General features: G+C 60.3%; 22 protein-coding genes. 12 read left to right on the top strand and 10 right to left on the bottom strand.

The window, feature by feature from the left end; genetic code table 11:
* Positions 1 to 11: 11 nt before the first annotated feature.
* From HDF16_RS21775 to HDF16_RS21740, 8 genes are all read right to left on the bottom strand, one after another.
* Positions 12 to 536, bottom strand: a complete 525-nt coding sequence (locus tag HDF16_RS21775; protein ID WP_184221592.1) for a chemotaxis protein CheX — start codon at positions 534 to 536, stop codon at positions 12 to 14.
* Between the two features lie 30 nt (positions 537 to 566).
* Positions 567 to 944, bottom strand: a complete 378-nt coding sequence (locus tag HDF16_RS21770) for a response regulator (protein ID WP_184221590.1) — start codon at positions 942 to 944, stop codon at positions 567 to 569.
* Between the two features lies 1 nt (position 945).
* Entirely contained in the window at positions 946 to 2,769 is a 1,824-nt protein-coding gene (locus HDF16_RS21765; RefSeq protein WP_184221588.1) for a chemotaxis protein CheA, read from the bottom strand.
* On the bottom strand, positions 2,766 to 3,239 hold the full coding sequence (locus HDF16_RS21760) for a chemotaxis protein CheW (protein WP_348641388.1): 474 nt from the start codon (positions 3,237 to 3,239) through the stop codon (positions 2,766 to 2,768). Before HDF16_RS21760 ends, HDF16_RS21765 begins: the two co-directional genes overlap by 4 nt.
* Before the next feature lie 186 nt (positions 3,240 to 3,425).
* Entirely contained in the window at positions 3,426 to 7,910 is a 4,485-nt protein-coding gene (locus tag HDF16_RS21755; protein WP_184221584.1) for a glucoamylase family protein, read from the bottom strand.
* Between the two features lie 149 nt (positions 7,911 to 8,059).
* Positions 8,060 to 9,898: an ABC transporter ATP-binding protein gene (locus HDF16_RS21750; RefSeq protein ID WP_246409628.1), complete on the bottom strand. Its 1,839-nt coding sequence runs from the start codon at positions 9,896 to 9,898 to the stop codon at positions 8,060 to 8,062.
* 216 nt (positions 9,899 to 10,114) lie between these two features.
* Entirely contained in the window at positions 10,115 to 11,314 is a 1,200-nt protein-coding gene (locus HDF16_RS21745; RefSeq protein ID WP_348641387.1) for a VWA domain-containing protein, read from the bottom strand.
* A 22-nt stretch (positions 11,315 to 11,336) separates the two neighbouring features.
* Positions 11,337 to 12,398, bottom strand: a complete 1,062-nt coding sequence (locus tag HDF16_RS21740; RefSeq protein WP_184221580.1) for a VWA domain-containing protein — start codon at positions 12,396 to 12,398, stop codon at positions 11,337 to 11,339.
* A gap of 289 nt (positions 12,399 to 12,687) precedes the next feature.
* Between HDF16_RS21740 and HDF16_RS21735 the strand changes: the two genes are divergently transcribed.
* From HDF16_RS21735 to HDF16_RS21690, 11 genes are all read left to right on the top strand, one after another.
* The gene (locus HDF16_RS21735; protein ID WP_184221578.1) at positions 12,688 to 14,043 is read left to right on the top strand and encodes a DUF1015 domain-containing protein; all 1,356 of its coding nucleotides are present in this window, start codon (positions 12,688 to 12,690) and stop codon (positions 14,041 to 14,043) included.
* 146 nt (positions 14,044 to 14,189) lie between these two features.
* The gene (locus HDF16_RS21730) at positions 14,190 to 14,924 is read left to right on the top strand and encodes an N-acetylmuramoyl-L-alanine amidase family protein (RefSeq protein ID WP_221312995.1); all 735 of its coding nucleotides are present in this window, start codon (positions 14,190 to 14,192) and stop codon (positions 14,922 to 14,924) included.
* 86 nt (positions 14,925 to 15,010) lie between these two features.
* Positions 15,011 to 15,193, top strand: a complete 183-nt coding sequence (locus HDF16_RS30835) for a hypothetical protein (protein ID WP_246409625.1) — start codon at positions 15,011 to 15,013, stop codon at positions 15,191 to 15,193.
* The gene (locus tag HDF16_RS30830) at positions 15,193 to 15,555 is read left to right on the top strand and encodes a GerMN domain-containing protein (protein ID WP_246409622.1); all 363 of its coding nucleotides are present in this window, start codon (positions 15,193 to 15,195) and stop codon (positions 15,553 to 15,555) included. The genes HDF16_RS30835 and HDF16_RS30830 overlap by 1 nt, the downstream gene beginning before the upstream one ends.
* 67 nt (positions 15,556 to 15,622) lie before the next feature.
* Positions 15,623 to 16,456: a glutamate racemase gene (gene murI / locus HDF16_RS21720; RefSeq protein ID WP_184221574.1), complete on the top strand. Its 834-nt coding sequence runs from the start codon at positions 15,623 to 15,625 to the stop codon at positions 16,454 to 16,456.
* Positions 16,457 to 16,484: 28 nt separating this feature from the next.
* Complete coding sequence (locus HDF16_RS21715) at positions 16,485 to 16,874, top strand: EVE domain-containing protein (RefSeq protein ID WP_184221572.1); 390 nt, start codon at positions 16,485 to 16,487, stop codon at positions 16,872 to 16,874.
* A gap of 133 nt (positions 16,875 to 17,007) precedes the next feature.
* Complete coding sequence (locus tag HDF16_RS21710; RefSeq protein WP_184221570.1) at positions 17,008 to 17,787, top strand: enoyl-ACP reductase FabI; 780 nt, start codon at positions 17,008 to 17,010, stop codon at positions 17,785 to 17,787.
* Positions 17,788 to 17,801: 14 nt separating this feature from the next.
* On the top strand, positions 17,802 to 18,296 hold the full coding sequence (locus HDF16_RS21705; protein ID WP_184221568.1) for a DinB family protein: 495 nt from the start codon (positions 17,802 to 17,804) through the stop codon (positions 18,294 to 18,296).
* Positions 18,297 to 18,419: 123 nt separating this feature from the next.
* On the top strand, positions 18,420 to 19,016 hold the full coding sequence (gene pdxH / locus HDF16_RS21700) for a pyridoxamine 5'-phosphate oxidase (RefSeq protein ID WP_184221566.1): 597 nt from the start codon (positions 18,420 to 18,422) through the stop codon (positions 19,014 to 19,016).
* 95 nt (positions 19,017 to 19,111) lie between these two features.
* Complete coding sequence (locus HDF16_RS21695) at positions 19,112 to 19,915, top strand: zinc ribbon domain-containing protein (protein WP_221312994.1); 804 nt, start codon at positions 19,112 to 19,114, stop codon at positions 19,913 to 19,915.
* A gap of 98 nt (positions 19,916 to 20,013) precedes the next feature.
* On the top strand, positions 20,014 to 20,424 hold the full coding sequence (locus HDF16_RS21690; protein WP_184221562.1) for a hypothetical protein: 411 nt from the start codon (positions 20,014 to 20,016) through the stop codon (positions 20,422 to 20,424).
* A gap of 5 nt (positions 20,425 to 20,429) precedes the next feature.
* Here HDF16_RS21690 and HDF16_RS21685 read toward each other — a convergent pair whose 3' ends face one another.
* The gene (locus HDF16_RS21685) at positions 20,430 to 22,205 is read right to left on the bottom strand and encodes a S1 RNA-binding domain-containing protein (protein WP_184221560.1); all 1,776 of its coding nucleotides are present in this window, start codon (positions 22,203 to 22,205) and stop codon (positions 20,430 to 20,432) included.
* A gap of 119 nt (positions 22,206 to 22,324) precedes the next feature.
* Here HDF16_RS21685 and HDF16_RS21680 point away from each other — a divergent pair, with 119 nt between their 5' ends.
* A complete protein-coding gene (locus HDF16_RS21680; RefSeq protein WP_184221558.1) occupies positions 22,325 to 23,509 on the top strand; it encodes a diflavin oxidoreductase in 1,185 nt (394 codons plus the stop codon).
* 134 nt (positions 23,510 to 23,643) lie between these two features.
* Here the strand turns inward: HDF16_RS21680 and HDF16_RS21675 are convergent, their stop codons facing one another.
* Positions 23,644 to 25,857, bottom strand: a complete 2,214-nt coding sequence (locus HDF16_RS21675) for a hypothetical protein (RefSeq protein ID WP_184221556.1) — start codon at positions 25,855 to 25,857, stop codon at positions 23,644 to 23,646.
* Positions 25,858 to 26,103: the final 246 nt, after the last annotated feature.

Here is a 26,103-nt window from a genome sequence, read left to right as displayed (position 1 = left end):
GAGGGATTCGGCTAGCGTGCTCGCGCCAGCGTGAGTTCGAGCAAATGATGGCCGCCGAAGGTGTAGGAGCGATGGCTAACCTGAAGTTCCGCTGTGGCGGGCAAAGGTTCGGTGCCGGGGTCATGCTTATGAAGGTCGCAGCTCCTGACCGGAACGGTGATGTGGCATTCCGCAGAGAGGCTGGGGAGCCGGTCTTTCCAGCCGCCGGCGAGCATGTTGCAGAGCTCGCCTACGGCATCGCACACGGCATCGCTTTGGGAGTCGACTTCAACGCCGCCGAGCATCGCGCTGGCAATGGCTGCGGAGGCGTTGCGGCTGAGATGGATCTCGCAGTGGCCGGAGATGACGCCTTCAAATCCGATGTGCGCGGTGTGCGGGCCGTGGACGCAGTCTTCCTCGCAGAGTGGGCATGGGCGAGTGGCAACGTCCATGCCCAGCATGGTGCCGAAAACCTCTTTCACCGTCTCGTCCATCCGCAGAAGGTTGTCGTGACTGAAGAGTTCCGTGGCCGGTACGGCGGGTTCGGGTCGCGTCATCAGAGCTTCCTCAACGGCGTTCTTATAAGTCTAAGCGGCGAGTAGAGGGATGACCTTCAGCTTGACCTGTTCCGGCGAGAAGGGTTTGCGAATGTATCCGCTGGCACCGGCGGCGACGGCCTCGCGTACGCGTTCGGCGGAGCTCTCCGTAGTGACCATGACCACGGGGATGCCTGCGCCGATGCCTTTGGAGCGCATCTCGCGCAGCATCTCCAGGCCGTTCATGCCGGGCATGTTGATGTCGCACATGATGAGCTGAACCTTGTTCGCCTTGAGGACTTCGAGGCCTTCATTGCCATCGGCGGCTTCGAGGACGGAGTTGAACTCCAGGCCGGCGACGGAGAGGGCGCGCAGCACAATCTTTCGCATCATCGCCGAGTCGTCGACGATCAGAACGGTATCCCTCATCTCAATCCACCCCTTGGGTGTGGTTATCGGCAGACGCCGCGGATGCTTGAACGGGTAAGTGCGCGAAGGCTTGTATGGGCGGGGTGCGGTAGATGGCGTGGACATCGAGGATGAGGCCTACGCGGCCATCGGAAAGGACAGCGCATCCCGCGAGACCAGCGACGTCTTTGAAGGTTGTACCGAGGGTCTTGATGACGACCTCTTGTTTGCCGAGCACATCGTCGACGAAGAGGCAGAAACGTTTGCCATCGCTCTGCGAGACAATCAACATGCCTTCGGTGAGTTGCCGTGTGCTGAGTGCGAGATTGAATCGTTCGTGCAAACGCACGATGGGCAGAAGGATGCCACGCACGGTGGCCATCTCGCCTCTGCCTTGCACGGTCGAGAGGGACGGCTCATCGGGTCGCAGGATCTCGAGGATGGAGAACATGGGGACGATGTAGCGGTTGTCTCCGACGCAGACGACGAGGCCCTCGATGATGGCGAGCGTGAGTGGAAGGCGGAGGAAGAACGTGGCCCCTTTGCCTTGCTCGGACTGGATGTCGATGCGGCCGCGGAGTTTTTCGACGTGCTTCTTGACGACATCCATCCCGACGCCACGACCGGAGAGGCCAGTGACGGCCTCGGCGGTGGAGAAGCCGGGTTCGAAGATGAGGAGATAGACTTCGGTGTCGGTTAGCTGAGCTCCAGGCCGCACGAGGCCTCGCTCCGTTGCTTTCGCGAGGATGCGAGTGCGATCAAGGCCGCGCCCATCGTCGGAGACCTGGATCACGATCTGGCCAGCGTTGTGATAGGCGGCGAGGCGGATAGACGCACAGGGATCCTTACCGGCGGCGATGCGCTGTTCGGGTGTCTCGATGCCGTGATCGATGGAGTTGCGGACCATGTGTAGCAAGGGGTCCGCGAGCTCTTCGGCTATGGTCTTGTCGAGCTCGGTCTCTTCGCCTAGGGTGGACAGGGAGATCTGCTTGCCGACCTGGCGAGAGAGGTCGCGGATGAGGCGCGCGGTGCGGTGAAACTGTGTCCCGATGGGAACCATGCGCATGCTGGTGGTGATGCGCTGGACTTCCGTGGTGACGCGGGTGAGCAGCGCGAGGTCGCCGGTGAGGCGAGAGTCCTGTAGGCCAAGCAGCTTTGGGCTGTGGCTGACGAGAGTCTGGGCGATGACGAGTTCGCCGATCAGGTTCATCAGGTGATCAAGCTTCGCGGTCTCGACGCGGATGGAAGAGTTGCGGGTGGACTCTTTCTTCGCAGAAGTGGTCTGGGTCTCGGACAATGGGACGTCATGCGCGGAGGGCGTATCTTCCACTTCAGACGGCTGATCTTCTTCCTTGTTCTCCTGCGATGAGGAAACAGTGGCGCGAATCTTCTGAATGATCGTGTCTGTTGATACGAGAGTCCTAGCAGCTCCGGGGGCGGATCCGTCAGAGGTTGCTACGAACTCGAGTCGGTCGGTCTCGCCGCGGATGAAGTCCATCGATTGCAGGACGGCATCGGCGATCGAGGAGAGTGAAGAGAGTTTTCCGGAGCGGCCGAGATCGAGGAGCGTCTCTACTTCATGCGCAACCTGCTGAATGTCGGAGAGTTCGAGGAAGCCAGCTAGTCCCTTGATCGTATGGAAGGCTCGGAAGGCGGCGTCGATGTCGCCGGAGTCCGCGCCGGTGCTCTCGATGTGGAGGATCTTTTCTTCGATGGAGTTGAGGTGCTCACGGACCTCGACGATGAAGTCGGCAAGCATGGCAGGGTCGGCGGTGTAGGCGCTCATGTCGCCGGGCTCCTGCGTTTGAAGATCGAGATCGTCCGGTGTCAGATCTGCGGGCATCATGGCTGTCCTGTTATAGGGCCGTGACTCCTGAGCACTTGTTCGATGTCGAGAAGGATTCTGACTTTATCGTTAGTGCGTGCCATTCCGAGCAGATAGGGGGAAGGAGTTGAAATACCGAAGTCCGGCGTGTCCTGGATGTCGCCCGCGACGATGTTGACGACCTCGGAGACCTCGTCGACGATGACGCCAGTAAAGCGGTCGGAGTCGCCAAAGCGGGTCCGAATGACGACGATGCAGGTTTGTTTCGAGTAGGCTTGCGCGGGGAAGCCAAGCCTAAGGCGGAGATCGATGACGGGAATGACACGGCCGCGTAGATTGATGACGCCCTTTACGGAGGGCACCGTCTGCGGGACGGAGGTGATCTCCATGATGCCGAGGATCTCCTGCACGCTGGCGACGCGGATGGCAAAGTCTTCGGTGGCGAGGCGGAAGACGAGATGCTTTCCGGCGCGTGGATCTTCTGCTGGCACGAGAGCGGGCTCGATGGAAGGGGGCGTTAGGCGTTGATCGAATTGTGCAATCGCTGCCGACGGGCTCCCCATGGAGACGTTATCGGCTGGGAAGAGGCAAGGATTACGGCAGGAGAATTATCGCATCCCATCCATTCGCGGTGAGGCCGCGAATGGATGGGGGATCGTAGGTTCGTGCTGACTTGATTAAGCCGCGGTGATCTGGCGTTCCTTCAGCGACTTCAGCGTGTCCTTGCTTAGAGATTTCTCATGGAGGAGAAGCTCTGACGCTTTGACGCGTGGGTTGGCGTGGAACCAGCGCTGGAAGATGTTATCGCAAAGGAGATTGGTGAGCGCGAGCAGCGACATACCCTGGTGATGGGCCATCCATGACTTCACGAGTTGAGGCTCGCGGCCTGCCGTGTAGTCCGCCGCCTCGTAGAAGCCATAGGCTCCGACCCAGCCTTGTGTGGCCATGCGGCGGAGGTTGGCGATAGCTTCGCCGCGCAGGATGGGCAGCGCAAGGAAGGTTGCGTAGGGCGCTATGACAGGGCCGTCTTCTGCGCCGTACTTCAGAGCGAGGGAGGGAATGCCCCATGCCTGATAGCCGTATCGTCCGATCGAGTCTGTCTCGGCGAAGCCCGATTCGGAGATGCCCCACGGCATGTGCCCAGGGAACTTTTTGACGTGGTCGCGCTGGATCTGTACGGCTGATTCGAGTGAGCGATAGATGAGGGTGTTGGGGAAGGTCTTCATCCACAACGCGGGCATCATGTACTCGAACATGGTGCCGGTCCAGGAGAGCAGGCAGGCGCGGCCTTTCACCAGCACATGCGAGCGATCAAGCCGGAACCATGACTGCTGCGGGATGTCACCCTTGGCGACGGCGAGGAAGCTGGCAATGCGTGCCTCCGAGGCAAGGAGGTCGTAGCAGGCCGAGTGGAGCTTCTCGGTAGGGCCGTCGTAGCCGATGGAGAGGAGTTGACGATCTTCGACGAGGAGGAAACCGTACTCCATGGCCTCAGCATGCGCCTGTGCCTGTGTCGCGACGGCAAGCATCTCACCGTGCAGCGTGCGGAGATTCCGGTCGGCTGCGGAGATAAGCGTCTTCAACTTGGTGGCAAGGCCGCCGAGGGGCGATTCGGGCGCGAAGTTGCAGCAGGCCTCCTCGAGCTTAGCCTGGATGGTCAGAGCGTAGGCGGCGGCGTTCTCTAGTGCGGGCGACTTCGAATCGATCTCGGTGCCGAGAGAGGCGGACTCGAAGAGTGGCTCGAACTCCGGCAGACGCCACGGAGCGTAGTTCTCGATGAAGTTGCGGAGGGCGAGAATTCGGCGATTGCACTCGGCGGCGATCCATACGGTCTCTCCGGAGCCAGAAGGAATCGATGTTTCAAAAAGTTCCTGCGTGAGAGCGCGGAGCGGATTGGCCTCTTCACGCTTGTGCGTCTTATGGGTGTTCGAGCCTGCCACCCAGTCCTGCATGAGGTGGATGCCCGCGAATGAAGCAGGCGAGAGGATGGACCGCTTGAGCAGATCGACGGCGCCGGCGTGGAGCGTATAGAGGCCCGCAGCAAGGTTGCCGCTATCAACGGCGGACACCGTGAACGGAGGAATCGCGGAGAGGGTTTCGATGTCGTACCAGTTGTAGATATGACCGTGGTTCTTTTCGAGACGATCGTAGGTGGAGAGCGTGCCGAGAGACGCCGATGCGTACTCCGGCAACGTGATGAAGCCGAACTCGTACGCGGCCTGACGCGCGTTGAAGAGCATGCCGAGGTTGGTGGGCGAGAGCTTGAGAACTTGAAGCGTGTCCTTCTCTTCAACGTTGTCGGGGATTAGCCAGTGGTTCTTCTCGTCACCGAACTCTGCATAGTAGCGCCAGAGCAGAAGCGCCTGCTGACGAAGGAAAGTGGTGTCGGCGGCGGTGAGAGGCTTTTCGATCCGTGTGGGTGATGAGTTCAGCCAGCGTGACACCAAAGGAGCGATCGCCCAGAGCAAGAGAATAGGAGCGGCGGGAAGCAGAGCGTTACGATGCGCAAGAAAGATGATGGCTCCAAAGGCAAGCGCAAGCACCGGCGACATCCGCAGGTAAAAATCCAGGTGGGTCTTCTTGCTGCCAGACTCCGACTGGGCGGCCGTCTCCCATTCCAGCATGTGTTTGCCGGAGACGAACTTGCGATTGAGCGAACGAATGATCGCGTCCAATGAGAGCAGCATGTGGTGCGGCAGGAAGATAAGGTTCAGCAGCGTAATTCCGCAGGAGGCCCAGAAGGCCGCGATTCCGTCGCGTGCCGTGGGAATGCTCATCTTCAGAGCGGCGCGGCCGAGACCGAAGCCAAGCTGAACAAAGTTAGGCAGCAGAAGCAGGATGAGGGTTGCGGTGGTCCAGTAACGAGGGCCTCCGGTCAGGAAGAACCAGCCGCAGATCAGCAGGAGAAACGTAACCGGTTCGACGAGGGAACGGCGGAGGTTGTCGAAGATCTTCCAGCGCGAGATGGTGCTGATCGGGTTGGCGACCATGCGGTTGTCTTCGTTCGGGACGCGGCCGAAGAGCCACTGCGCGATCTGCCAGTCGCCGCGCAGCCAGCGGTGTTTGCGGCGGGTGTGGGCGGAGTAGTGCGAGGGGTAGTCGTCGATGATCTCAATGTCGGTGACGAGACCGGCGCGAACGTAAGCGCCCTCAATCAGATCGTGAGACAGGAGGGCGTTGCGGGGGAAGCGGCGATCGAGGACCTGGTGGAGGACGGCCACGTCGTAGATGCCCTTGCCCGCGAAGATGCCTTCGCCGAAGAGGTCTTGATACACGTCGGAGACGGCGCGGGTGTAGATGTCAAAGCCGGTTTCTCCGGAGTAGAGAGCGGCGAGGCGTGAGCGTGATGCTGAGGAGACGGAGACGCCAACGCGGGGCTGGAGAATTCCGTAACCGGCGGTGACGATGCGAGAGCGAGGATCGATGATGGCCTGGTTGAGTGGATGAGCCAGTGTGCCGGACATGCGAGCAGCGGTACCGCGCGGAAGTTGCGTGTCGGAGTCCAGCGTTATGACGTAGCGGATGCCCTTGAGGAGTTCTGTCGGCCCGGCTTTGATGGGGAAGGCATCTTCGACGTTGAGGAGATACTTATTCAGGTCAAGCAGCTTCCCGCGCTTGCGCTCCCATCCCATCCAGACTCCCTGGCGCGCGTTGAAGACACGATGGCGGTGGAGCATGACGAACTTGCCGCCGACTTCGCGGGCGTACTTCTCGTTGAGTTCATCGATGAGGCGGACAGCGAGGTTGACGAGGATGTTCTTGTCTTCGTCGAACGGACGGGCTGCCGAGTCGGCGAGATCGGTAAGAAGACCGAAGTGAAGGTTTGGATCCTGATTCGAGAGATAACGAGCCTCAAGCTCTTCGAAGAGATCGCGTACCTGGGCCTCGTTGAGCAGCAGCGATGGCACGACGACCATGGTGCGAGCTTCGTCGGGGATGCCCTTGGAGAAGTCGACCTTGGGAAGCGCTTCGGCGTGAAGCAGTGCGGAGACGGTGGAGTTGATGAGGTCGACGCCGCCCTGGGTTGCAGGAAGTAGCGCCAGCAGGAGAGCGAAGATGACGGCGGCGAAGTCGTGGTGTGGAACGAGCGGAAGGATGAGCGCCGCTATGAGCAGGACCGAGAGCGTGAAGATGCCGAGGATGTAGAAGTCCTCGTTGTAGCGGCGGAGGCCGTCGCGGAGGGCCTGCATAAAGGGCGGGTGGTAACCGATCTGTTTGCGGAGTTCGGGTAGACCTTCGGCGAAGAGATAGTAGCCGATGTGGGAGACGCGGAATGCCGTTTGGGGATCCGGACTTTTTCGTTGCGCGGACCGAGCGGCCATGTTGAGCGCGGTCTGCGCGGTCTCGAGTTCGCTCTTGTCGGCGCGGGCGGCGAGCGATGCGACACGCTCATGGTACGAAGCGCGGGTCTCATCTTCCATGCGGGCGAAGATGCCGGTGGGGTCTTGCCGCAAAACGGCGTCGAACTTGAGGATCGATTCGAGGAGCTTGCGCCATTCGTATTGGTTTAGGCGGCGGAGGCTGTGGATGGGGGCAGAGAAGGGCGACTCCTCGATAGGCGGCATCGTGGGAGCGGCGAAAGTCTCATCGGCGCGATCGAGGATGTATTCAAGCTGGGCGAGCTTGAGGGCTTCCGGAAGAAGCCGGACTTCATCGAGAGACAGGGGATCGTGTTGCTGCGCCTCAGCTGTGTAGACGGAGAGCGAGGCTGGGGACCAGATGCCATCGGCTGTCGCGAGATAGTTCTCCGCGAGATTTACGATTCGAGGGAGCTCTGAGCCATCGGGGAGCTGGATTTTCTGAATGGAGGCGAATTTGTCGCTGGCAGCGTTGGCGGAGATAATGGCCGCCTCGAACATGCGGCTGCTCTCGAGGAGTTCAAGCTGGGGTGTGAGTTCCTTGGTGTTCGCAATGGCCTTGGCGGCGGTGAGGCGGGCCTTGAGGCGGTCGGAGAGGGCCTTGAGGCGAAGCTTCAGACCTTCGGACGAGACTGCCTTTGGAAGCGGCTGCCAGCGGCTGATCAGCGTCGCGGCGTTGGCGCGCAGGACCTCGTCCGAGACCGAAGGAGCTTCTGGCAGGCCCTCGGTTGGGATCTCGATGTCGGGTACGGTCGAGTGGGGGGCTTGTTCTTGCGAGATCAAGGTGTCGTCTGTGATGGCCATGACTAAATCCTTCCTGGTTGAGACGGACGAGGTGGAACATGAAACGACTAGTGCGGGGATTCTTCCTCTTCGGCAGGCTCAGAGTCAGAATGACGGGGAAGAGCAACTGCAAACGCAGATTCCCTTCGGGAATGACAAACAAAAGCGGGTCAACGGTAGCTGGCGGCCTGCATCTCGAACATGGAGGCGTAGAGGCCGCCCTCTTCCATCAAGCTCTTATGGTTTCCTTGTTCCACCAGCTTACCGCCTGACAGGACGACGATGCGGTCGGCCATGCGGACGGTGGAGAATCGATGAGAGATGAGCAGGGCCATCTTGCCCTGGGTGAGTTCGGCGAATCGTTCGAAGACCTCGAGCTCACTTTTGGCGTCGAGTGCGGCGGTGGGTTCGTCGAGGATGAGCAACTGGGCGTCGCGGAGATAAGCGCGGGCGAGGGCGATCTTCTGCCATTCGCCGCCCGAGAGTTCTACGCCGCCTTCGAAGCGGCGTCCGAGCATCTGGTCGTAGCCGCCGCCGAGCTTGGCGACGACGGTATCGGCGAGGCTCTTGTGCGCGGCGATCTCGATCTCGCCGTCTTCGTAGTTCTTCTCGACGCGGCCCACGGCGATGTTTTCCTTGGCGGTCATCTCGAAGCGCATGAAGTCCTGGAAGATGACGCCGATCTGGCGGTGGAGGTCTGCGAGGTCATACTCGCGGAGGTCGATGCCGTCGAGGAGGATCTGGCCTTCGGTGGGATCGTAGAGCCGGGTGATGAGTTTGACGACCGTGGTCTTTCCCTGGCCGTTCTCGCCGATCAGGGCGATCCGTTCGCCCGGTGACAGCTTCAGGTTGAAGTTGCTGAGGATCTTGCGGTCGCTGCCGGCGTAGGAGAATGAGACGTTGCGGAACTCGAAGCCTTGATGGATGACTTCCGGCGCGGGAAGGCCGTTGGGCTTGGACTTGACGGTCGGCTCCATCTCGAAGAAGGCGAGGAGGTCGGTGAGAAAAAGCGCTTGGTCGGCGATGCCGCTGGCGGTGGAGAAGACTTGCTGCAGGTTGGAGCTGGCCTGCTGGATGGAGGTGGTGAGGAAGGTGAACTCTCCGATGTCGTAGCGGCCGTTGAGCGTGCGATAGATGACGTAGACGTAAGCGCCGTAGTAGCCGAGTGTCCCGATGATTCCCAGCAGGCCGCCGACGATCAGCTTGGAACTGGCGAGTGCCGTGTCTTCCACGTAGATCGCGTGAGCGAGGGCCTGGAAGCGGTCGGTGAAGAACTTATTGAGGCCGAAGAGTTTTACTTCCTTGGCGCCTTCGCGGCTTCCGGCTACCGTGCGGAGATAGTCCATCTGGCGCTTCGCGGTGGTCTGGCGGAAGTTCTTGGCGTAGCCGAGGAAGGCGTAGTGGGTCTCGCCAAGGAAAGACGGCAGGACGCCCAGCGCGAGGAGAAGGACCAGCCAGGGGGAGGCGACGGCGAGGGCGGCGGAGAAGGCCAGCGTGGTGATGACCTGCTGGAAGAGGCGGCCCAGTTGCTGGATCATCGCGAGGCGGTCGGTCGCCTGGACGCGAGCGCGCTCGAGGCGGTCGTAAAAGATCGGGTTCTCGTAGGTGGTGAGGTCGAGGCGGGCGGCCTGCTCCATGACGCGAACGCTAACGTACTGGGTGTAGCGGTTGGCGAGCAGCGAGTCGGAGTAGTCGACTGCGCGGGTCAACAATCCGAGAAGCACATTCAATCCGACTTCTGTTCCCACGAGGTACCAGAAGTTGGCGGGAAGATCCTGGTGGCGGGCTACCTTGTCTGCGATGTCTTGGATGATGTACTGAGCTACTTTGGCGAGTGCAAAGGGGAGAGTCGCAACGATGACACGAAGTATGAGGCCGGCCGAAACGACGCCGGGTCCGGAGTCCCAGAGAATCTTCAGGACAGGAGGCATGTTCCTCAGCGCGCGGACGCGCTCGCGCCATGGGCTTTCTTTCGGCTGCTCGTCGACGTGGTCAGCGATCAAAGTCAATAAGCGCTCGCTTGAGAAGGGATAGAGGAATCAGCCGAAATAACTTTGTGACCTCTGACTTATAGATGCAAAGAAGCACCATAAGTGTTGGCTCGTGCACACTTGGTCTGTACTGAGCAAAGGGAATTAGTCCCATCCATGCGGTAATGCTGAGTGGATGGGAGCGCCGATCCTTGATCCCTGGTCACCTGGTACTCTACATTGCCTGGCGTCTTGCTAGTTGGCAGCGCCTGCTGCCGCGTCTGGCTTGTCGGTCTTATCCGTCTTGGGAAAGTAGCCGCTACGCGTGCGAACTTGTAGCTTGCCGTATCCCTTTTCCTTCGCGTCGACGTGGATCTGACGATAGCCGCCGAGCGTGGGCGACTTGGTGGAACGATACGCGAGGGTGTACTGGGTGCGGATGTCGTGGGCCACTTCGGCAGCGATGGCATCGACTTCCTTGATGTTCTTCGGGAAGTAGGCGACGCCTCCGGTCTGCTCGGAGAGAGCCTCAAGGACGCGGCGGGCATGACGGACTTCGTTCTTATCGGTGTCGGGGCCGAAGAGCAGGCCGACGCAATAGATGACCGGGCCGTCGAGGTCCTGAATGCGGCGGATCGCGTCTTCGAGGGTGGCGCTGGAGGCGTTGTCTTCGCCGTCGGTCACGACGAGAAGGACCTGCTTGGGCCGCTTGGCGTTCTTCGAGAGATAGTCGGCGGAGGCGACGAGTGCGTCGTAGACGGCGGTACCTCCGCTGGACTTAATGAGGCCGAGACCCTGTTGGAGCTTCGCGGTGTCTGAGGTGAAATCCTGGTCGATAAATGCTTCCCAGGAGAAGTCGACCAGGAACGCTTCGTCGTCAGGATTCGAGAGCTTCACCAGATCGAGGGCGGCCTGGTTTACGGCGGCGCGCTTGTCGTACATCGATCCGGAGCTGTCGATCAGGATCCCGAGGGATACGGGAAGGTCTTCGTGGCGGAAGGACGCTATGGTCTGTGGCACGCCGTCTTCGTAGACGTGAAAGGCGTCCTTGTTGAGATCGAGGATAGAGCGGCCGGAGCCGTCCAGGACGGTGGCGTTGAGGCGGACTTCGTAGGTGTCCTGGCGCAGGACATACTTTCCGCCAGAGCCCCTGGTGATGACGCCTTGCGAGGACTGAGGAGCCGTCTGGTTGACTGAGCCGGGTGCAGGGTCAGGGTCCGGCGAAGGGGCCGGGTCGCGATCCACCGTAAGCGACGGTTGGCCTTGAGCGGGCGGAGGGCTCTGAACGGGCTGGGTTGGCTGAGGCGTCTGGCCATGCAGAAGCGCGGCGGAGGTCAGCAGAATCGACCAGACCAAGGGAGTCGAGAAGCGAGCAGATGGTGTCATCGACTGGAGTTGAGTCGCAAGGGGAGCCCGGATGGACCTGGTTGCCGGTTGGAAGAGGTCAAGTGGCACGACTTCGTCCTATGCTATCGGTTTACTGCGAAGGTGCATAGTATCCCTGACGATAATGCACGTCGAGGATAGGAAGTCCGGGCGGGGGCAGCAGTCGCACCTTCAATTTTCGCCAGTTTCCATCTTTCTTTACCTCGGAAGGGCGGTAGCCGATGACGTACTCGTTGCGGAGTTCGGCGCTGATGCGGGTGGCAATGTCGCCCATGTCGCCCATGTCTGTGATGCGGAAGAGACGGCCACCGGTTAGCTCGCAGATGTCGGTGAGGAGAATGGGGCCGGTCTGCTCTTCGATGGTGGAGGCGTCCACGTCGAAGATGCCGATGGAGTAGATCTGGACGTCGGACTCGCGGACGATGCGGCGAAGCTCGCCTTCGGAGTAGCGGCTGCGGTTGTCGCCGCCGTCGGAGATGATGAGCAGGGCTTTGCGATCGTACTTGGCGTCGCGCAGTTTACTTACCCCTAAATAGACTGCATCAATCAAGGCAGTCCGATTTTCGGGCTTCAGCATGACCATGCGGGCCTCGACGTCGTCGACATCGGAGGTGTAGTCGACGATGACGGCGGGGCGATCGTTGAAGCCGACGACGAAGAATTCATCCTGCGGATTGCAGGTACGCATGAACTCGGAGAGAGCTTTGCGGGCGCGGGCAAACTTGGAGGTCATACTGCCGGAGAGATCGAAGACGATGCCGATGGTGACTGGGGCGTCCTCGGTCGAGAAAGTCTTGATGACCTGTCCCTGATTGTTGTCGAAGACGTTGAAGTTCTCTTTCTCCAGACCGGTAACGAGCCGATTCATGGGGTCAGTGACAGTCATCGGGACGAGGACGAGGTTTGCTTCAACCCGAATCGGGGAGTTCCTGCGGGGTGAACCGGGAGTGGCGGGGGGCGGTGTTGGTGCAACCGTCGGTTGCGCGGGCTTCGCCGGAGTACCGATCGGAGTATTCGGGGCATCCAGGGGATTCTCCTGGGCGGCAGAGATGCCCGTGCCGAGAAGCGCGACAAACAGCAGGAACAGCAGGTGCCAGGCAGCGGTGGATGCTGCGGCAATCAAGAATCGTGGGCCTGATGTGAGGTATTTCATGACAATACTCCCTGATTGTCGTTGACGGGATCCATCTCAAACGTAAGGAAAGCGTTCTAGACGCTTTCCAGTAGCTGATACTCTAGACCTTTTCTTCATCCGCAGATGTCACGAAGATGTAACCATCGGCGAATGCGGGCGATATTCGGATCGGACGGGTTCATTATGGCTTACGTTGGCCGCGAGGAATCGGATGCCACCAAGGTGCTATGCGAGCGGCCGGATACGCGAACTGTAACGTAAAGCTCGTACAATCAAGAAAACTACTGATGGAGTAAACGACCCAAGCATGGCCCGTATCTATCCTTTTCGCGCACTTCGCTACGATCCCTCCCGCGTCCATATGGAAGACGTGGTGACCCAGCCGTACGACAAGATCACGCCGGCGATGCAGCAGCACTACTACGACGCCAGTCCCTACAACCTGGTGCGCGTGATCCTGGGCAAGCATGAGCCTGACGATAGCGAGCGGGACAACGTTTACACGCGGGCTGCTAGATATCTGAAGCAATGGCGTAACGACCATGTGCTGGCGGAAGAGTCTGAGCCGGCGATCTACGGATACTCGCAGACCTACAAGGTTCCGCATACCGAGGAGACTCGCGAACGCCGTGGGTTCATCGCCCTGGGTCATCTCTATGACTATGTGGACAAGGTCGTCTACCGGCACGAGCAGACCTTTCCCAAGCATAAGTCTGATCGGATGAGCCTCTTCAAGGCGACGCGGACGTATTGCGAGCAGATCTACATGCTCTACTCCGATCCGGCGTTTACGGCGGAGAAGCTGATATTTGGTGGTACCGGCAAGGGCGGAGAGAAGACGGCTCCCGCCGATCTCTCCATCACGGATGAGTACGGCGTTGTACATCGCGTCTGGAAGCTCACCGACCCGAACCTGATCAACCTTATCCTTACGGCGATGGCGGACAAGAAGCTGATCATCGCGGATGGACATCACCGCTACGAGACCAGCGTTGCCTACGCGAAGGAGCGGTCGGCGCAGTTGAAGCTGCCGCTGAACCAGCCTGCGGATGAGGACGAGCGACTCGCGCCAAGCCAGTTGCCGGCACCGCCGTTTCCGGAAGCGGCGATGATGATGACGTTCGTGAACATGGATGCGCCGGGAATCACGATTCTGCCGACTCACCGGGTGGTGCATGGTCTGCAGGACTTCTCCGGCGAGGCGTTCGCGGCCAAGGCGGCGGAGTTCTTCGACGTGACGCGGCTCGCGGAGGTTGACCTTAATATTTTGAAGCCCTTGGAGGGCGTTGCCTTTATCGCGGCAACGGCGGCGGGCTCCTATTTGTTCAAGGCCAAGCCAGATGCGGTCGCCGCGGCACTGGGAGGCATATCGCCGCGCCAGGCGAAGCTGGATGTGGTGCAGCTTCACCTGGTGGTGCTCGACCGCCTGCTGGGATTGAACCAGGAGACGATCACGAAGCTAGGAAATGTCCGTTACATTCGCGAGGCGGATGAGGCTTTGGGGCAGGTGAAGAGCGGAGAGGCGGATGTGGCGTTTCTCATCAAGCCGATTACGCTGGACCAGTTGCGGGACATCTCATTGTCTGGCGATGTGATGCCGCAGAAGTCGACCGACTTTTATCCCAAGCTGTTGAGCGGATTGGCGATCTACGCGCTCGACTAACATGTTGCGATGTCTCTAAGAACGGCCTCTGGCAGCGATGCCAGGGGCCGTTTCCGTTGGATCGCCCGGTTTCTGTGATGGAGATGCGATTGCGAGTCTCCGCTGGGCGGGCTGACTTCTAAGCAGAGCTCGCCAGCGAGGTATGCGTGGGCAACGGAAGAGGTGTGGGTGCCGCGATGATCTGCTTAATGGCGGCCTTTGTGGCCCAGCCTGCGGGCTCGCAAGCTGCGAACCTTGACCGAAGCACTATCGTGCTCGATGCGGCTCATGGAGGTATTGATGGCGGGGCGCAGATCGGGGAACAGGTTGCCGAGAAGGATGTGACCCTGACCGTGGCGGAGAGGCTTCGGGTGTTGCTAACGGCCGATGGTTTTCATGTCGTTATGACGCGGGACGGAGAAGCAGATGGGGGAAGTCTGGACCACAGGGCGGAGGTGGCAAACCGGTCGAATGCAGTTGCATGCGTGGTAGTCCATGCGTCGAGTAGTACGAAGGGTGTGCTCGTTGGGACCTCAGCGCTGAGGTCGTCGGTGATGCGAGCTGCGAACCGTCCCAGAGAGGAAGCTCGGACAGGCGTGCCGTGGGGCCGCGCCCAGGAAGCTTATGTTGCACAGAGCGGACTGCTCGCAAATCAGATTGGGACGGCACTGACGCGGGCCGGGATTCCGGCGACGATGATGCGTGTGATGATGCGACCGCTCGACAATCTCACTTGCCCAGCGATCTCGATCGAAGTTGGAGCTCTTAGCGGAGAGGGGGCCAAGGCGACTCCGGTTACCGACGGGGGATATCAGCAGAGGTTGGCGGAGGCGATCGCCGCAAGCCTGCAGCTTTGGCGGAACCAGGCGCAGCCGGCGGACTCTATGGGGGCTGGTCTTTGATTCCACGATACCAGCGTGCTTTGTTCTATGGCCTTCTTGCGAGCATCGTAATGATGGCGCTCTTCCTATTTTATGAGCGGGAAAGGGTGCGCAAACGATGGCTTGCCACTGTGGATGCGACTCCCCTTGTTGCGCCGCCTCATGCCCATGAGATCTCTGCCACGCTCGACCTGGCGAGCGATCGCGATGGAACGATTACGGCTGTTCAGCGCCAGTTGGCTTTGCCTGATGAGACATCGGGAGGGCGAAGGCGCTTCTGGGGCGATTGATGGCCGAGTATGCTCTGCCCAGGTCTGACCATCCGCTGGCTGGCGGAGCGGCGGTCGACGATGTGTTCCTGGTTCGGTTGCCGCTGGCGGAGGGTTCAACGGGAGCAGATGAGGGCGAGATGGCGGTGATCAATCTGCGGGGAAGCTTTATCGACCAGCATCCATCGGGAGTCGAGACGGAGATGCTGAGCCTGCTGTCGATGCTGGGAACGTTGCACGCGAACTTCCCGGAGATTGCCACGGTGAGGTTTGTGGTGGACGGGAAGAGGCGGGAGACAGTGGCCGGGCATGTCGATCTCGGCCGGCTGTATCCGGCTGTGGACACGACGGCCGGGCCTGGCGATCTTCAGCCGGCTCCTTAGCAATGAGCCGAAGTAAGATAGAGGAACCGCGGAACGAGGCTGCGATTCTCTGGATTCTTCTCTTGAAATGTCACAATTTTCTTCTGCACGAAGACTGAAGGTCGGGGTCTTCGACTCGGGTTTTGGGGGATTGACGGTCCTCCGCGAACTACTGAAGCTGCTGCCGGAGGCGGACTCGATCTACCTTGGCGATACAGCTCGGCTGCCGTATGGATCGAAGTCGCAGAAGACGATCAGCCGGTATGCGGTGGAGAGTTCGCGGTTTCTTGCCGATCAGGGCTCGGACCTGCTGGTGATTGCGTGCAATACGGCGACGGCGATGGCGCTTCCGGATATTCAGGAGGCAATGACGATCCCGGTAGTCGGCGTGATTGAGCCGGGAGCGAAGGCGGCGCTGGCGACGGGAGCGGGCGATGTCCTGGTGCTGGCAACAGCGGCGACGGTGCAGTCTGGAGCCTATACGGCGGAACTCAACGCTTTGGGGTTGAAGGCTTACGAGAAGGCTTGTCCGCTGCTGGTGCCGCTGGTGGAAGAGGGATGGACGTCGCATCACGTGATGGACGAGGTGCTGAAGATCTATCTGTCGGAGGCGCTTGCGCAGGCGCCGGATTCGGCGGCGTTGCTGCTGGGGTGTACGCACTATCCTTTGATTCAAGCGGCAATACGCGAGGCGGCGGAGCGACTGGGACACCCGATGGAGATTGTCGATTCGGCGCGGGCAACGGCGATGGCTACGGCCGAGATGATCGCTGCGAGGTTTGGCAACGTTGCCGGTCATTTGTCAGGCGTGGCGAAGCTCGAGTTTTATGCGACGGATTCCGTGGAGAAGTTTCAGAGGCTGGGCGCTGGATTTCTTGGGCAGCCGATTGATGAAGTGCGGCTGATTGACCTTGGTGGCTAGACAATAAATTGAAGGAGCACGACGAACGATGCCATTTCTGTTGAAGACAGAGCCGAATAAATATTCCTACGATGACCTCGAACGCGATGGCGAGACGGTGTGGGACGGAATTGCTAACAATCAGGCGCTGCTATATCTGCGCGGGATGAAGAAGGGCGAGAAGCTGGTGATTTATCACTCGAACATCGGCAAAGCGGCGGTGGGAACGGCGAAGGTGGCGAGCGTCGATGCCAGCGATCCGAAGAATCCCAAGGTCGTCATCAAGCCGGTGAAGAAGTTCAAGGTGGCGAAGGAACTGGCGGAGATTCGGGCGGCTTCGGTGTTCACGGATTCGATCATGTTCCGGCAGTTCCGGCTGTCGGTGGTGCCGATTACCGAGGATCAGTATGACTGGCTGGTGAGTCCGGCGAAGGGCTGAGCGTTTGTGGCTGTCCCACTCATCGCGATAAGACTGCGATGAATGGGGCACGCAGTTGTGGCTCGGGGCTTTGAGTGGTGCCTAACTGCTATGCTTACGGTTGCGTTTCACACGATGAAGGAAGGGAAGTTCGATGATTGATATGACAGGCAAGGTGGCCGTGGTGTTTGGCCTGGCCAACAAGCGCAGCATCGCATACGCGATCGCGCAGAAGTTGTCGGAGGCCGGCGCGACGCTGGCGATCTGTTACCAGAATGAGCGGCTGCGGCGCGATGCTGAGGAGTTGGCTGCGGGCCTTGAGGGCGCAGGTGGTCCGGCGAAGACGTTTATGTGCGACCTCTCGTCGGACGAGCAGATCGATGCGACCTTCATCGCAATAAAAGAGACCTATGGGACGATCCACCATCTTGTCCACGCTGTCGCGTTTGCGCCGGCAGAGGCGATCCACAACGACTTCATCGAGACCTCGCGCGAGGCGTTCCGTATTGCCCACGACGTCAGCGTCTACACGCTGGTTGCGGTGAGCCGCGCGGCTGTGCCTCTGATGACTGAGGGGGGATCGATCCTGACGCTGACCTACTACGGCGCGGAGAAGGTTGTGCCGAAGTACAACGTCATGGGCGTAGCCAAGGCCGCGCTCGAAGCTACGGTGCGTTACCTGGCAAGCTCGCTTGGCACGAAGGGGATTCGCGTGAACGCGATCTCGGCAGGGCCGATCAAGACGCTGGCCGCCCGTGGCATCGGCGATCTGCAGAAGATGCTCGATTCGCACGCTGAGCGGGCACCGCTGCATCGCAACGTCGAGCAGAGTGAAGTCGGTGGCGCGGCGCTCTTCCTCGCTTCGCCGCTGGCATCGGGCATCACGGGCGAGGTGATGTACGTCGACTGCGGCTACAACATCATGGGCTTCTAGAAGAGGTTCGCATCATGGAACTGAAGAAGGTGCTGCTGGTTGAGTTCGACAGCGAGATAGCCCGGACGCGAAAGATGCTGGAGCGTCTGCCGGACGAAAAGTGCGAGTACAAGCCGCATGAGAAGTCGATGTCGTTCGTGAAGCTGGCGAATCACACGGCGGACATACCGGCTCATGTGACGCGGATTCTGGCGTACACCGAGGTCGATATGGCGCAGCCGCGCGAGCCCTCCGCTCCACCGGCGAATGGCGCGGAGCGCTTGAAGCACTTCGACGCGCTGGCGTCGACGGCCCGGGCGAATCTGGCTGCGGCATCCGATGAGGCGCTGGATGAGCGCTTTACCCTGCGGGCTGGCGAGCACATCATCTTCTCCGATCCGCGCTATCTCGTTATCCGAAACCTCTTCTTCAACCACATGATTCACCACCGGGCGCAGCTTGGGATGTATCTTCGGCTGAACGATTGCCCGGTGCCGTCGATCTACGGGCCTTCAGCCGACGAAGGCTGATATCTCTTAAGGGATGTGGCGGCCACGGAAGATTCCGTGGCCGTTTTTCATGCTGCGATGCTGGGCAAAGTTGGACACCCATGCGACAGAGCAGTTCTGTAGGCTGAAGGGTGGCAGGTGGTTATGGCAGAGTTTGATGCAGTAGATGCAGTCGATCCGATCGTCCTGTTCGAGACATGGTTCGAGTTGGCGAAGGCGAGCGAGGTGAACGATCCGAACGCGATGTCGCTGGCTACGGCGACGGCGGAGGGGCGGCCCTCCGTGAGGATGGTTCTCATGAAGAAGGTCGATGAGAAGGGATTCACTTTCTATACGAACGAGCAGAGCCAGAAGGGGCAGGAGTTGAAAGCGAATCCCCACGCGGCGCTCTGCTTTCATTGGAAGAGCATGCGGAGACAGGTGCGGGTGGAGGGACCGGTCGAACCGGTTTCAGTGGCAGACTCAGACGAATACTTCCATAGCCGGTCACGGCGGAGTCAGATTGGGGCGGTGGCCTCGCAACAGAGCCGTCCGCTGGCGAGCCGCTCTGAGTTAGAAGAGAAGGCTGCGGGGCTTGCGGTACAGTACCCGGGAACGATTCCGCGGCCGGAGCATTGGCGAGGATTTCTGGTGATTCCCGAGAGGATTGAGTTCTGGCAGGATGGGCCGGACCGGCTTCACGACCGGATCTTATTTGAGCGAGACGGAAGTAGGTGGAACAAGATGAGGCTCTATCCGTAACTGGCTTCGATTCTTCAGGCAGAATCACTTGCGTAGTAAACTCTGGGACTTATACGAGTTGAATTCTGCAAAAGGGGCCAACTGCGGCTATGGCAATGATTGAGTTTGTACGGAACTACAGCGACCACTCGACCGATCGTGGATATCAGTTCGAATTTCGCTGCGACCACTGCGGCAACGGATATATGTCGTCGTACGAGGCGTCGCTGATCGGCACAGCGGGTGGACTGTTGCAGGCTGCGGGAAGCATCTTCGGCGGCTTTCTGGGAAGCGCCGGAAACAGCAGCTACGAGATCCAGCGCGCTATCGGCGGTCCGGCACATGACCGCGCTCTGCAACAGGCAGTCACCGAGGTCAAAGAGAAGTTCCACCGCTGCCAGCGTTGCGGGGAGTGGGTGTGCGCGGAGGTCTGCTGGAACACGCAGGCGTCGCAGTGCACCGGATGCACCCCCAAGTACGAGCAGGAAGCCATCTCGCTGCGGACGCAGGCTCAGATAACCGCCACACGCGAACAGATGTACGAGAAGGCGCGGGGAACGGACTACGTCTCGGGTGTCGATATGAGCGCCGACGCCCAGATCCGCTTCAATCCTCCGGCACCCAGCCCTCAGTTGCCAGTACAGAGCGCGGCTCAGGCAATGCCTTCAGCTCCTGCTTCAGATCAGTGGACATCGCAGGAGGCAACTCCTGTGCCGACGCAGACTCCCTGGAGTACCGTCCCTGCATCTGCGGCGGTTGCGCATTGCACATCGTGTGGCGAGGCGCTGAGTGGAGGCAAGTTCTGCCCGGGGTGTGGAGCTCCCACGGCTCCGCCAGTCCCGAGGGCGTGCGCCGCTTGCGGACATGTCTCAGGGCCGACGGCGAAGTTCTGCGAGGACTGCGGCGGGAAGCTGGCGTGATTTTCTGCAGAGTATCCGGCGGCAGGGGTTCTCGATGCTATTCTGGCGACCGATAATACTGGTCGCCAGAATTAAGTTCGAATCCCGAGGATTTTCTAATGAGTACGAACTCCAACGATTCGATGTGGCTGCTCGAGAAGCTCTATTCCGCCGTGGTGCCTATCTGCACTCTAGGCATCATCTTTTTCGCGTTTGCGTTTCGTAAGTGGAAGAGGACGCCCGGCGATGACTGGTGCGTGGTCGAAGGTCGGGTGCAGCAGGCTAAAGTTATCGAAGGTAAGGGGCGAGATCTCGGCAAGTATGGAGTTATCGCTTATTCCTACTTCGTTAACGAGTACCAATCGGGCGAGTACACGCGTAGCTTTCTTCGCGAGGATTCAGCAACTCACTTCGTGAGCGCCTTAAAAGACAAGAAGATTCAGGTCCACTACAACCCAAAGAATCCGGCCATTCCCAATCTGAAAGAGGACAAACTTGAGCGACTGGTCCTCGCAGATAAAGATACATAGATCGGCTAACTCACAAGTTCTACGGCAATCGTCTTGCTCTCCGGATCGATCGCCGTGATGCGGAAGTTGCGGATCTGGCCTTGTTGTGGGGTCTCGGACTTTGGCTTCGTGGTGGAGGAGCCGCCCTTCCACTTGTCTTTGAGCATGGAGCTGAAGGCGGAGAGGTCGACTGCTCCGGTCGCCTTCGGTTCCTCGACGACCGGCTCGGCGGCCTTGAGTGTGCATGTGGCGAAGATGCCCTCGCCGAGCTCGATGCGGGCGCTGGTGCTGTCGAGCTTGACGATGCGGGCCGTGACCGTGTCACCGGGTTTGTGTTCTGCGAGATACTCGTCAAGGCCGGTGGGGATGAGCTGCTTCATGCTCAGCTTGAGCTGGCGCTTGGTCGCGTCGACTTCGAGTACCTTAGCTTGAACAACCTGGCCGGTGCGGAGGACGTCCTGCGGGCGTTCGACGCGCTTCTCGGCTAGGATCTCGGAGACGTGGACCATGCCCTCGATGCCGTCGGCGAGCGTGATGAACGCACCGAACTTGGTGAGCGAGGAGACGGGGCCGGTGACGGTCGAGCCGACAGGGAACTTTGCCGGGGCGTCGGCCCACGGGTCGCCGAGGGTCTGCTTGAGGCCGAGGCCAATGCGTTGAGCGGCGGTGTCGATGGCGAGGATGACCGCCTCGACGGTGTCGCCGAGCTTTAGCATGTCCTCTGGCTTGCGGACCTTCTTGGCCCAGGACATCTCGGAGACGTGGATCATCCCCTCGACGCCGGGGGAGAGTTCCACGAAGGCACCGAAGTCGGTGAGGCGGGTTACGGTGCCCGTAATGCGCTCGCCGACGGTGTAAGTTCCGGGGACGGCATCCCAGGGATGGGGCTGAAGCTGCTTGAGGCCTAGGCCGATGCGCTTGGTGGCAGGATCGATCTTGAGAATCTTGACTTCGATCTGCTGGCCGGCGGTGAGGACGTCGGAGGGGTTGGCGATGCGGGTCCAGGAGATGTCGGAGATGTGGAGGAGACCGTCGACGCCGCCGATCTCGACGAATGCGCCGAAGTCCATGAGGCTGCGGACGGTGCCGGAGACGATGTTGCCTTCGGCGAGCTCAGAGTAGCGACGGGTTTTGAGGCCAGCCGCTTCTTCTTCGAGGACGACGCGGCGGTCAACTACGATATCAACCTTTTCATCCTCTTCCTTCTCTAACTTGATGATGCGACAGAGGATCTCGGTCCCGACGAGCTTTTCGAGATCGGCTGCGTCACGTGCGCCGCTGCGCGAGCCGGGCATGAAGGCGCGAACGCCGATGTCGACCGAGAGGCCGCCCTTGACGGCAGCGGTTACAGTGCCGGGGATCGTCGAACCGGCGGCGAAGGCGGCTTCGAGCGAGGAGATGTCCTTGGGCTGGGCTACGCGCTGCAGCGAGAGGTCGTAGTAGCCCTCTTCGTTGCGGCCCTTGCTGGTGACGAGGAGCTTGTCGCCGATGGCGGGCGGCTTCTCGCCGAAGACGGAGAGTGGGAGAGTGCCTTCGGTCTTGTATCCGATGTCGACGAGGACGGCGTCGGCGGTGATGCTGACGACGATTCCGTTGATCTGGTTGGAGCGAGCGCCGTCGTCAGAGACGGGGCGGCGAACGTTCTCGCGTTCGTAGGCGGCGAGCTCGTCTTCGAAGGAGATGGATGACTCGGAAGGGGCTTCCTCGCCTACGGTGACGCTGGCTTCGGATTCCTGGGGGAGGTGGGTGGCGACAGCTTCTTCGTTGGCGACTTCAGGATTCAGCGGATTGATCTCGGACATGTACGGGAAGGGCCTCTTCGAGTTTCAGTTGGGTCAGGATAACACCTGAGGTTGGAACGCCGGGGATTGGGGCGGCCCTTAAGCCCTCAGCGATGTAGGAGGTGTTTTATCATTGTTGAATGAGTGAAGTGATTGAAGCAGTAGAGCCCACCAAGGCGGGACACGCGTCGAAGTACACCCGCAATAACCCTTACACATCGGCAGTGACCGAGAACTACCGGCTGACGGCCGAGGGCTCCGAAAAGGAGACACGCCACGTCGCGCTGGAGCTCGAAGAGGGTATGCAGTACACCCCGGGCGATGCGGTCGGCATCCTGGCTGAGAATCGCAAGAGCGAAGTGGATATGGTGCTGACGGCGCTTGGGTTCACAGGCGAAGAGCGCGTGCTCGATCACTACAAGGTGGAGATCTCGCTTGAGGAAGCAGTGCGGACGCGGCTGGCGATCGGTAAGCTAACGCGGAGCACGATCAACCAGTATGCGAAGCTGGTCGATCCTTCGACGCCGATCCCAAGGCTTGCGGCGATGTGCGGTGCTGATGGCAAGGCAATGGCCGAGGAGCACTGCTGGGGTCGTGAGTTCATTGACCTGCTGCACGAGTTTCCCGGAGTGGTGAAGGACCCGCAGAAGCTGTTCACGGTGCTGCAGCGGTTGACGCCGCGGATGTACTCGATTGCGTCGAGCCAACTGGCGCACCCGAATCGCGTGGAGACGACGGTGCGCGTGATCCGGTATGACGCGCATGGGCGGGAGCGGCAGGGGCTGGCGAGCGGACATATGGGCGAGCGGTCGCCAGTGGGATCGACGCTGCCGATCTTTCTGCATGCGAACCAGATGTTCCGCCTTCCGGAAGATACAAGCGCGCCGATCATCATGATCGGGCCAGGTACAGGGCTCGCGCCTTTTCGTGCGTTCCTGGAAGAGCGGCAGGCCAAGGGCGAGACAGGGAAGAACTGGCTGTTCTTTGGCGACCAGCGGAAGAAGCTGGACTACCTGTATGAAGAGCAGTTGGAGGGGATGCACAAGGACGGCACTCTAGCGCATCTGGATCTGGCGTTCTCGCGCGACCAGCAGAAGAAGGTCTACGTACAGGACCGCATGCAGGAGAAGGCGGCTGATCTATACAAGTGGCTTGAGGAAGGTGCTTACTTCTACGTTTGTGGCGATGCGACTCGCATGGCAAAGGACGTGGAGACAGCGCTGCTGGACGTGATCGCGAAGGGATCGCACGGGACGCTGGATCACGCCGCTGAGTATCTCGAGACGATGAAGAAGCAGAAGCGGTATCAGCGAGACGTTTACTAAGACTCTCTCATCGCCGGTGAGGGTAAGGAATCTAGACCAAAGCGCGAAGACCCTCAGATGTTGAGGGTCTTCTCGCTTTTTCCTTGCGCCTACGTCTGACGCGGGGCAAGACGCAGTTCAACATGGGGGAGCTCCTACGAGAGGGTGAGGGTGCAGGTTACGGAGCTTGCGTCTGAGGGTAGATCGACAACAGAGGCCAGTTGCGCCCCGGCATTGCTGCACTGGTGCAGAAGCGCGCCCGCCGTGGGAATCGCGTAGTCGAGGAAGACATCGTTCGTGGTGATGTTGGTGATGAAGCCGAGCATCGTGTTGTAGCTTGCCAGATCGGTGACCGCAGTGGATTTGTTCGCGAGGATGCTCAGGTCTTCGCAGAGGTTCATGAATCCCTGGCTGGCCTGGAGGAAGAATCCTTGAAGATCGCGCGTGGCAGAACTTGCGAGGATAGCCAGGCCTGCGGCAGGGTTGCCGACGTGGCGGCGATCCGGGACGATGGTGGAGCCGGGCTGATCGATGGAAGCGCGGTTGTAGTCCATCCACACGGGGTAGGTGAGCGCGGAGACGAAGGCGAGATCGGGCACGAGGCTGGAGGTCGCGCCGTGGAAGGCTGACCAGTTGGCCTGGTCGTCTGCCTGGGGAAGCGGAGCTGGCTTGTTGGCCGCGAAAGCGCTGAATGCGAGCTTGCTGTAGATGGACGGCTTGATGTTGTAGATGAGGGTGACGCCGCCGGTAGGATGGCCTCCCAGGTAGGTCGCGAGCGCCTTCTGCGCGTCCGTGATGGCGGAAGCAGGAGCGGAAAGAGAGAGAGTATCGGCGAAGGATGAGCCCTTCTTCGTACGGTTGGCCTCGGAGAGTTCCAGGCGGAGGTCGACTTCGCTGGTAGAGACATGTCCGGCAGCGTCGCTGCTAGCCGCGACGACGAAGTAGATGCGGAAGGCGGAGAAGGAAGTTTTGGTTGTCGACTTCGACTCGTCGCCGATCGAGGCGTGGAAGCGGATGGTGCCGTCCGGACCGAGTTCGGCGGTGGCGTTTGAGAAGAAATCAGTGACGTTGTTGAACGAGAAGAGATTGAAGAACTGGAAGTTGATGGTGGCGGAGCGCTTGAGACTCTCGGAGACACCGGAGCCAGACTGAAGCTTGAGGCCGCCCGCGTTGACTGCCTTGATGATGTCGCCGCTGATGAGGGCCGACCAGCTTGCCGTGGTGAGGGCTGGGGAGGTGAGGTCGCAGTCGAAGACGAAGAGCGCTGTGCGGTTCTTGTGGCTCGCAAGGCCGGCGGAGAGACCGATCTCGCCCGTGACTTCGGCGGCCCACTTCGCGAGCCTGGCGTTGAGGCTGGTGACGAGGTTGTTGAGCGGGGTCGACGCGGCCTTGACGACCGCGGTGGCGAGGAGGTCGCTCTTGGTGACATCCTTCACGACGGCCTGCAGGGCACCCTGGTCGACGGCGACAGAGACGTTTGTTGTGGTGACACCGACGTTCAGAGCGGCGTTGAGCCCGGCGTCGGACGCGAGGACGCGGATGAGGTAGGCGGTCGCGACCGTCGCCGTGGACTTGTCGATGACGAGTGCGAAGTGGTCGGTGTGGGTGTAGGTGACCGACCCGGTGACACCAGCGTTGATCTCGACCGAAGGCGGTGTGAGAGAGACGACTTTCTCGGCGCTGGCGAGGGCGCTGGCGACGCCGGGGGCAGCGAAGAGGTGATCGCCGAGTCCGTAGGTGACATCGAGTTCGGCGTTGAACGTGCCGTCGAAAAGGACGCGGGTGAGAGCACCGGTCTGCATGTCGGCGATGCGCGTGGGATCGAGCGGGAAGACGATCTGCGAGAAGGCCTGCTTGACGGCTTCAAGGGTGTTCAGCGAGTCGCTGACGGGCTGGCAGAAGGAGAGTGTGGCCGAGCGTCCACCTGAGGCGGTGCCTGCAATGCCAATGCCGCTGACCGTGCCGCTGCCGGAAGCAGAGGCCTGGATGCTGAAGTCGAGATCGATGTTGATGTATGCGATGCCTGCGGTCGGTCCAGCAACAATGTCAGTTGTAGCATCGGAGTCGAGCGTCGTCGCAACTGAAAAGGTCTCGCTGGCGGTGTCGATACTGATCGCGCAACTCGCGCTGCCGGAGAGGGAGAAGACAATCCCGTTAGGAAGGGTCCAACTGGCGGGAGCGGTAAGGGTCAGCTGAGCCGAGGGTTTGGCGGCGGCGGCATCTTTAACGGGCTGCGTGGCGAACTTCGCCACTTCGCTTCCGAGGTTGAAGAGGACATCCTTGCTCGAACTGAGGAGAGACTTCAGCGAGCTCGCGGATTCAAGATCGTGGAGAACGTCGATTGAAAGAGCTACGGCTACATCTGCCATTGGGAACCTCGTGGGGCTGACTCAGGAGTGTGCAGCGAACGTCAAAATCGTTTCACGAAAACAATGTGGGCGTGAAGTTTCTTTCGTCGCGTCCTCGATAGACATACGGAGTCTGGCTTTAGGCGGATTCAGGGAAGTCCTCGTGGAGTGGAAGTTACGTATGGAAAGCCTAACTCCGCGGCTGGAGCCCTGGGAGGGTCAACAGAAGCAGCACGGCTGAAGCCGCGCCCTTAGGCGAGGCAAGAA

Origin of the sequence: Granulicella aggregans (assembly GCF_014203275.1) — a bacterium.
Classification (GTDB): domain Bacteria; phylum Acidobacteriota; class Terriglobia; order Terriglobales; family Acidobacteriaceae; genus Edaphobacter.
The sequence above is the reverse complement of the archived record's forward strand: the minus strand, read 5'-3'. Positions and strand labels throughout refer to the sequence as shown.

What these genes read in the sequence shown, in the direction of transcription:
- HDF16_RS21775 (WP_184221592.1), bottom strand. Translation starts at nt 536, where the DNA reads ATGACGCGACCCGAACCCGCCGTACCGGCCACGGAACTCTTCAGTCAC.
- HDF16_RS21765 (WP_184221588.1), bottom strand. Translation starts at nt 2,769, where the DNA reads ATGATGCCCGCAGATCTGACACCGGACGATCTCGATCTTCAAACGCAG.
- HDF16_RS30830 (WP_246409622.1), top strand. Translation starts at nt 15,193, where the DNA reads ATGGCCGAGTATGCTCTGCCCAGGTCTGACCATCCGCTGGCTGGCGGA.
- HDF16_RS21770 (WP_184221590.1), bottom strand. Translation starts at nt 944, where the DNA reads ATGAGGGATACCGTTCTGATCGTCGACGACTCGGCGATGATGCGAAAG.
- HDF16_RS21755 (WP_184221584.1), bottom strand. Translation starts at nt 7,910, where the DNA reads ATGGCCATCACAGACGACACCTTGATCTCGCAAGAACAAGCCCCCCAC.
- HDF16_RS21680 (WP_184221558.1), top strand. Translation starts at nt 22,325, where the DNA reads ATGAGTGAAGTGATTGAAGCAGTAGAGCCCACCAAGGCGGGACACGCG.
- HDF16_RS21740 (WP_184221580.1), bottom strand. Translation starts at nt 12,398, where the DNA reads ATGAAATACCTCACATCAGGCCCACGATTCTTGATTGCCGCAGCATCC.
- HDF16_RS21715 (WP_184221572.1), top strand. Translation starts at nt 16,485, where the DNA reads ATGCCATTTCTGTTGAAGACAGAGCCGAATAAATATTCCTACGATGAC.
- HDF16_RS21705 (WP_184221568.1), top strand. Translation starts at nt 17,802, where the DNA reads ATGGAACTGAAGAAGGTGCTGCTGGTTGAGTTCGACAGCGAGATAGCC.
- HDF16_RS21735 (WP_184221578.1), top strand. Translation starts at nt 12,688, where the DNA reads ATGGCCCGTATCTATCCTTTTCGCGCACTTCGCTACGATCCCTCCCGC.
- HDF16_RS21695 (WP_221312994.1), top strand. Translation starts at nt 19,112, where the DNA reads ATGATTGAGTTTGTACGGAACTACAGCGACCACTCGACCGATCGTGGA.
- HDF16_RS21675 (WP_184221556.1), bottom strand. Translation starts at nt 25,857, where the DNA reads ATGGCAGATGTAGCCGTAGCTCTTTCAATCGACGTTCTCCACGATCTT.
- HDF16_RS21685 (WP_184221560.1), bottom strand. Translation starts at nt 22,205, where the DNA reads ATGTCCGAGATCAATCCGCTGAATCCTGAAGTCGCCAACGAAGAAGCT.
- pdxH (WP_184221566.1), top strand. Translation starts at nt 18,420, where the DNA reads ATGGCAGAGTTTGATGCAGTAGATGCAGTCGATCCGATCGTCCTGTTC.
- murI (WP_184221574.1), top strand. Translation starts at nt 15,623, where the DNA reads ATGTCACAATTTTCTTCTGCACGAAGACTGAAGGTCGGGGTCTTCGAC.
- HDF16_RS21690 (WP_184221562.1), top strand. Translation starts at nt 20,014, where the DNA reads ATGAGTACGAACTCCAACGATTCGATGTGGCTGCTCGAGAAGCTCTAT.
- HDF16_RS21710 (WP_184221570.1), top strand. Translation starts at nt 17,008, where the DNA reads ATGATTGATATGACAGGCAAGGTGGCCGTGGTGTTTGGCCTGGCCAAC.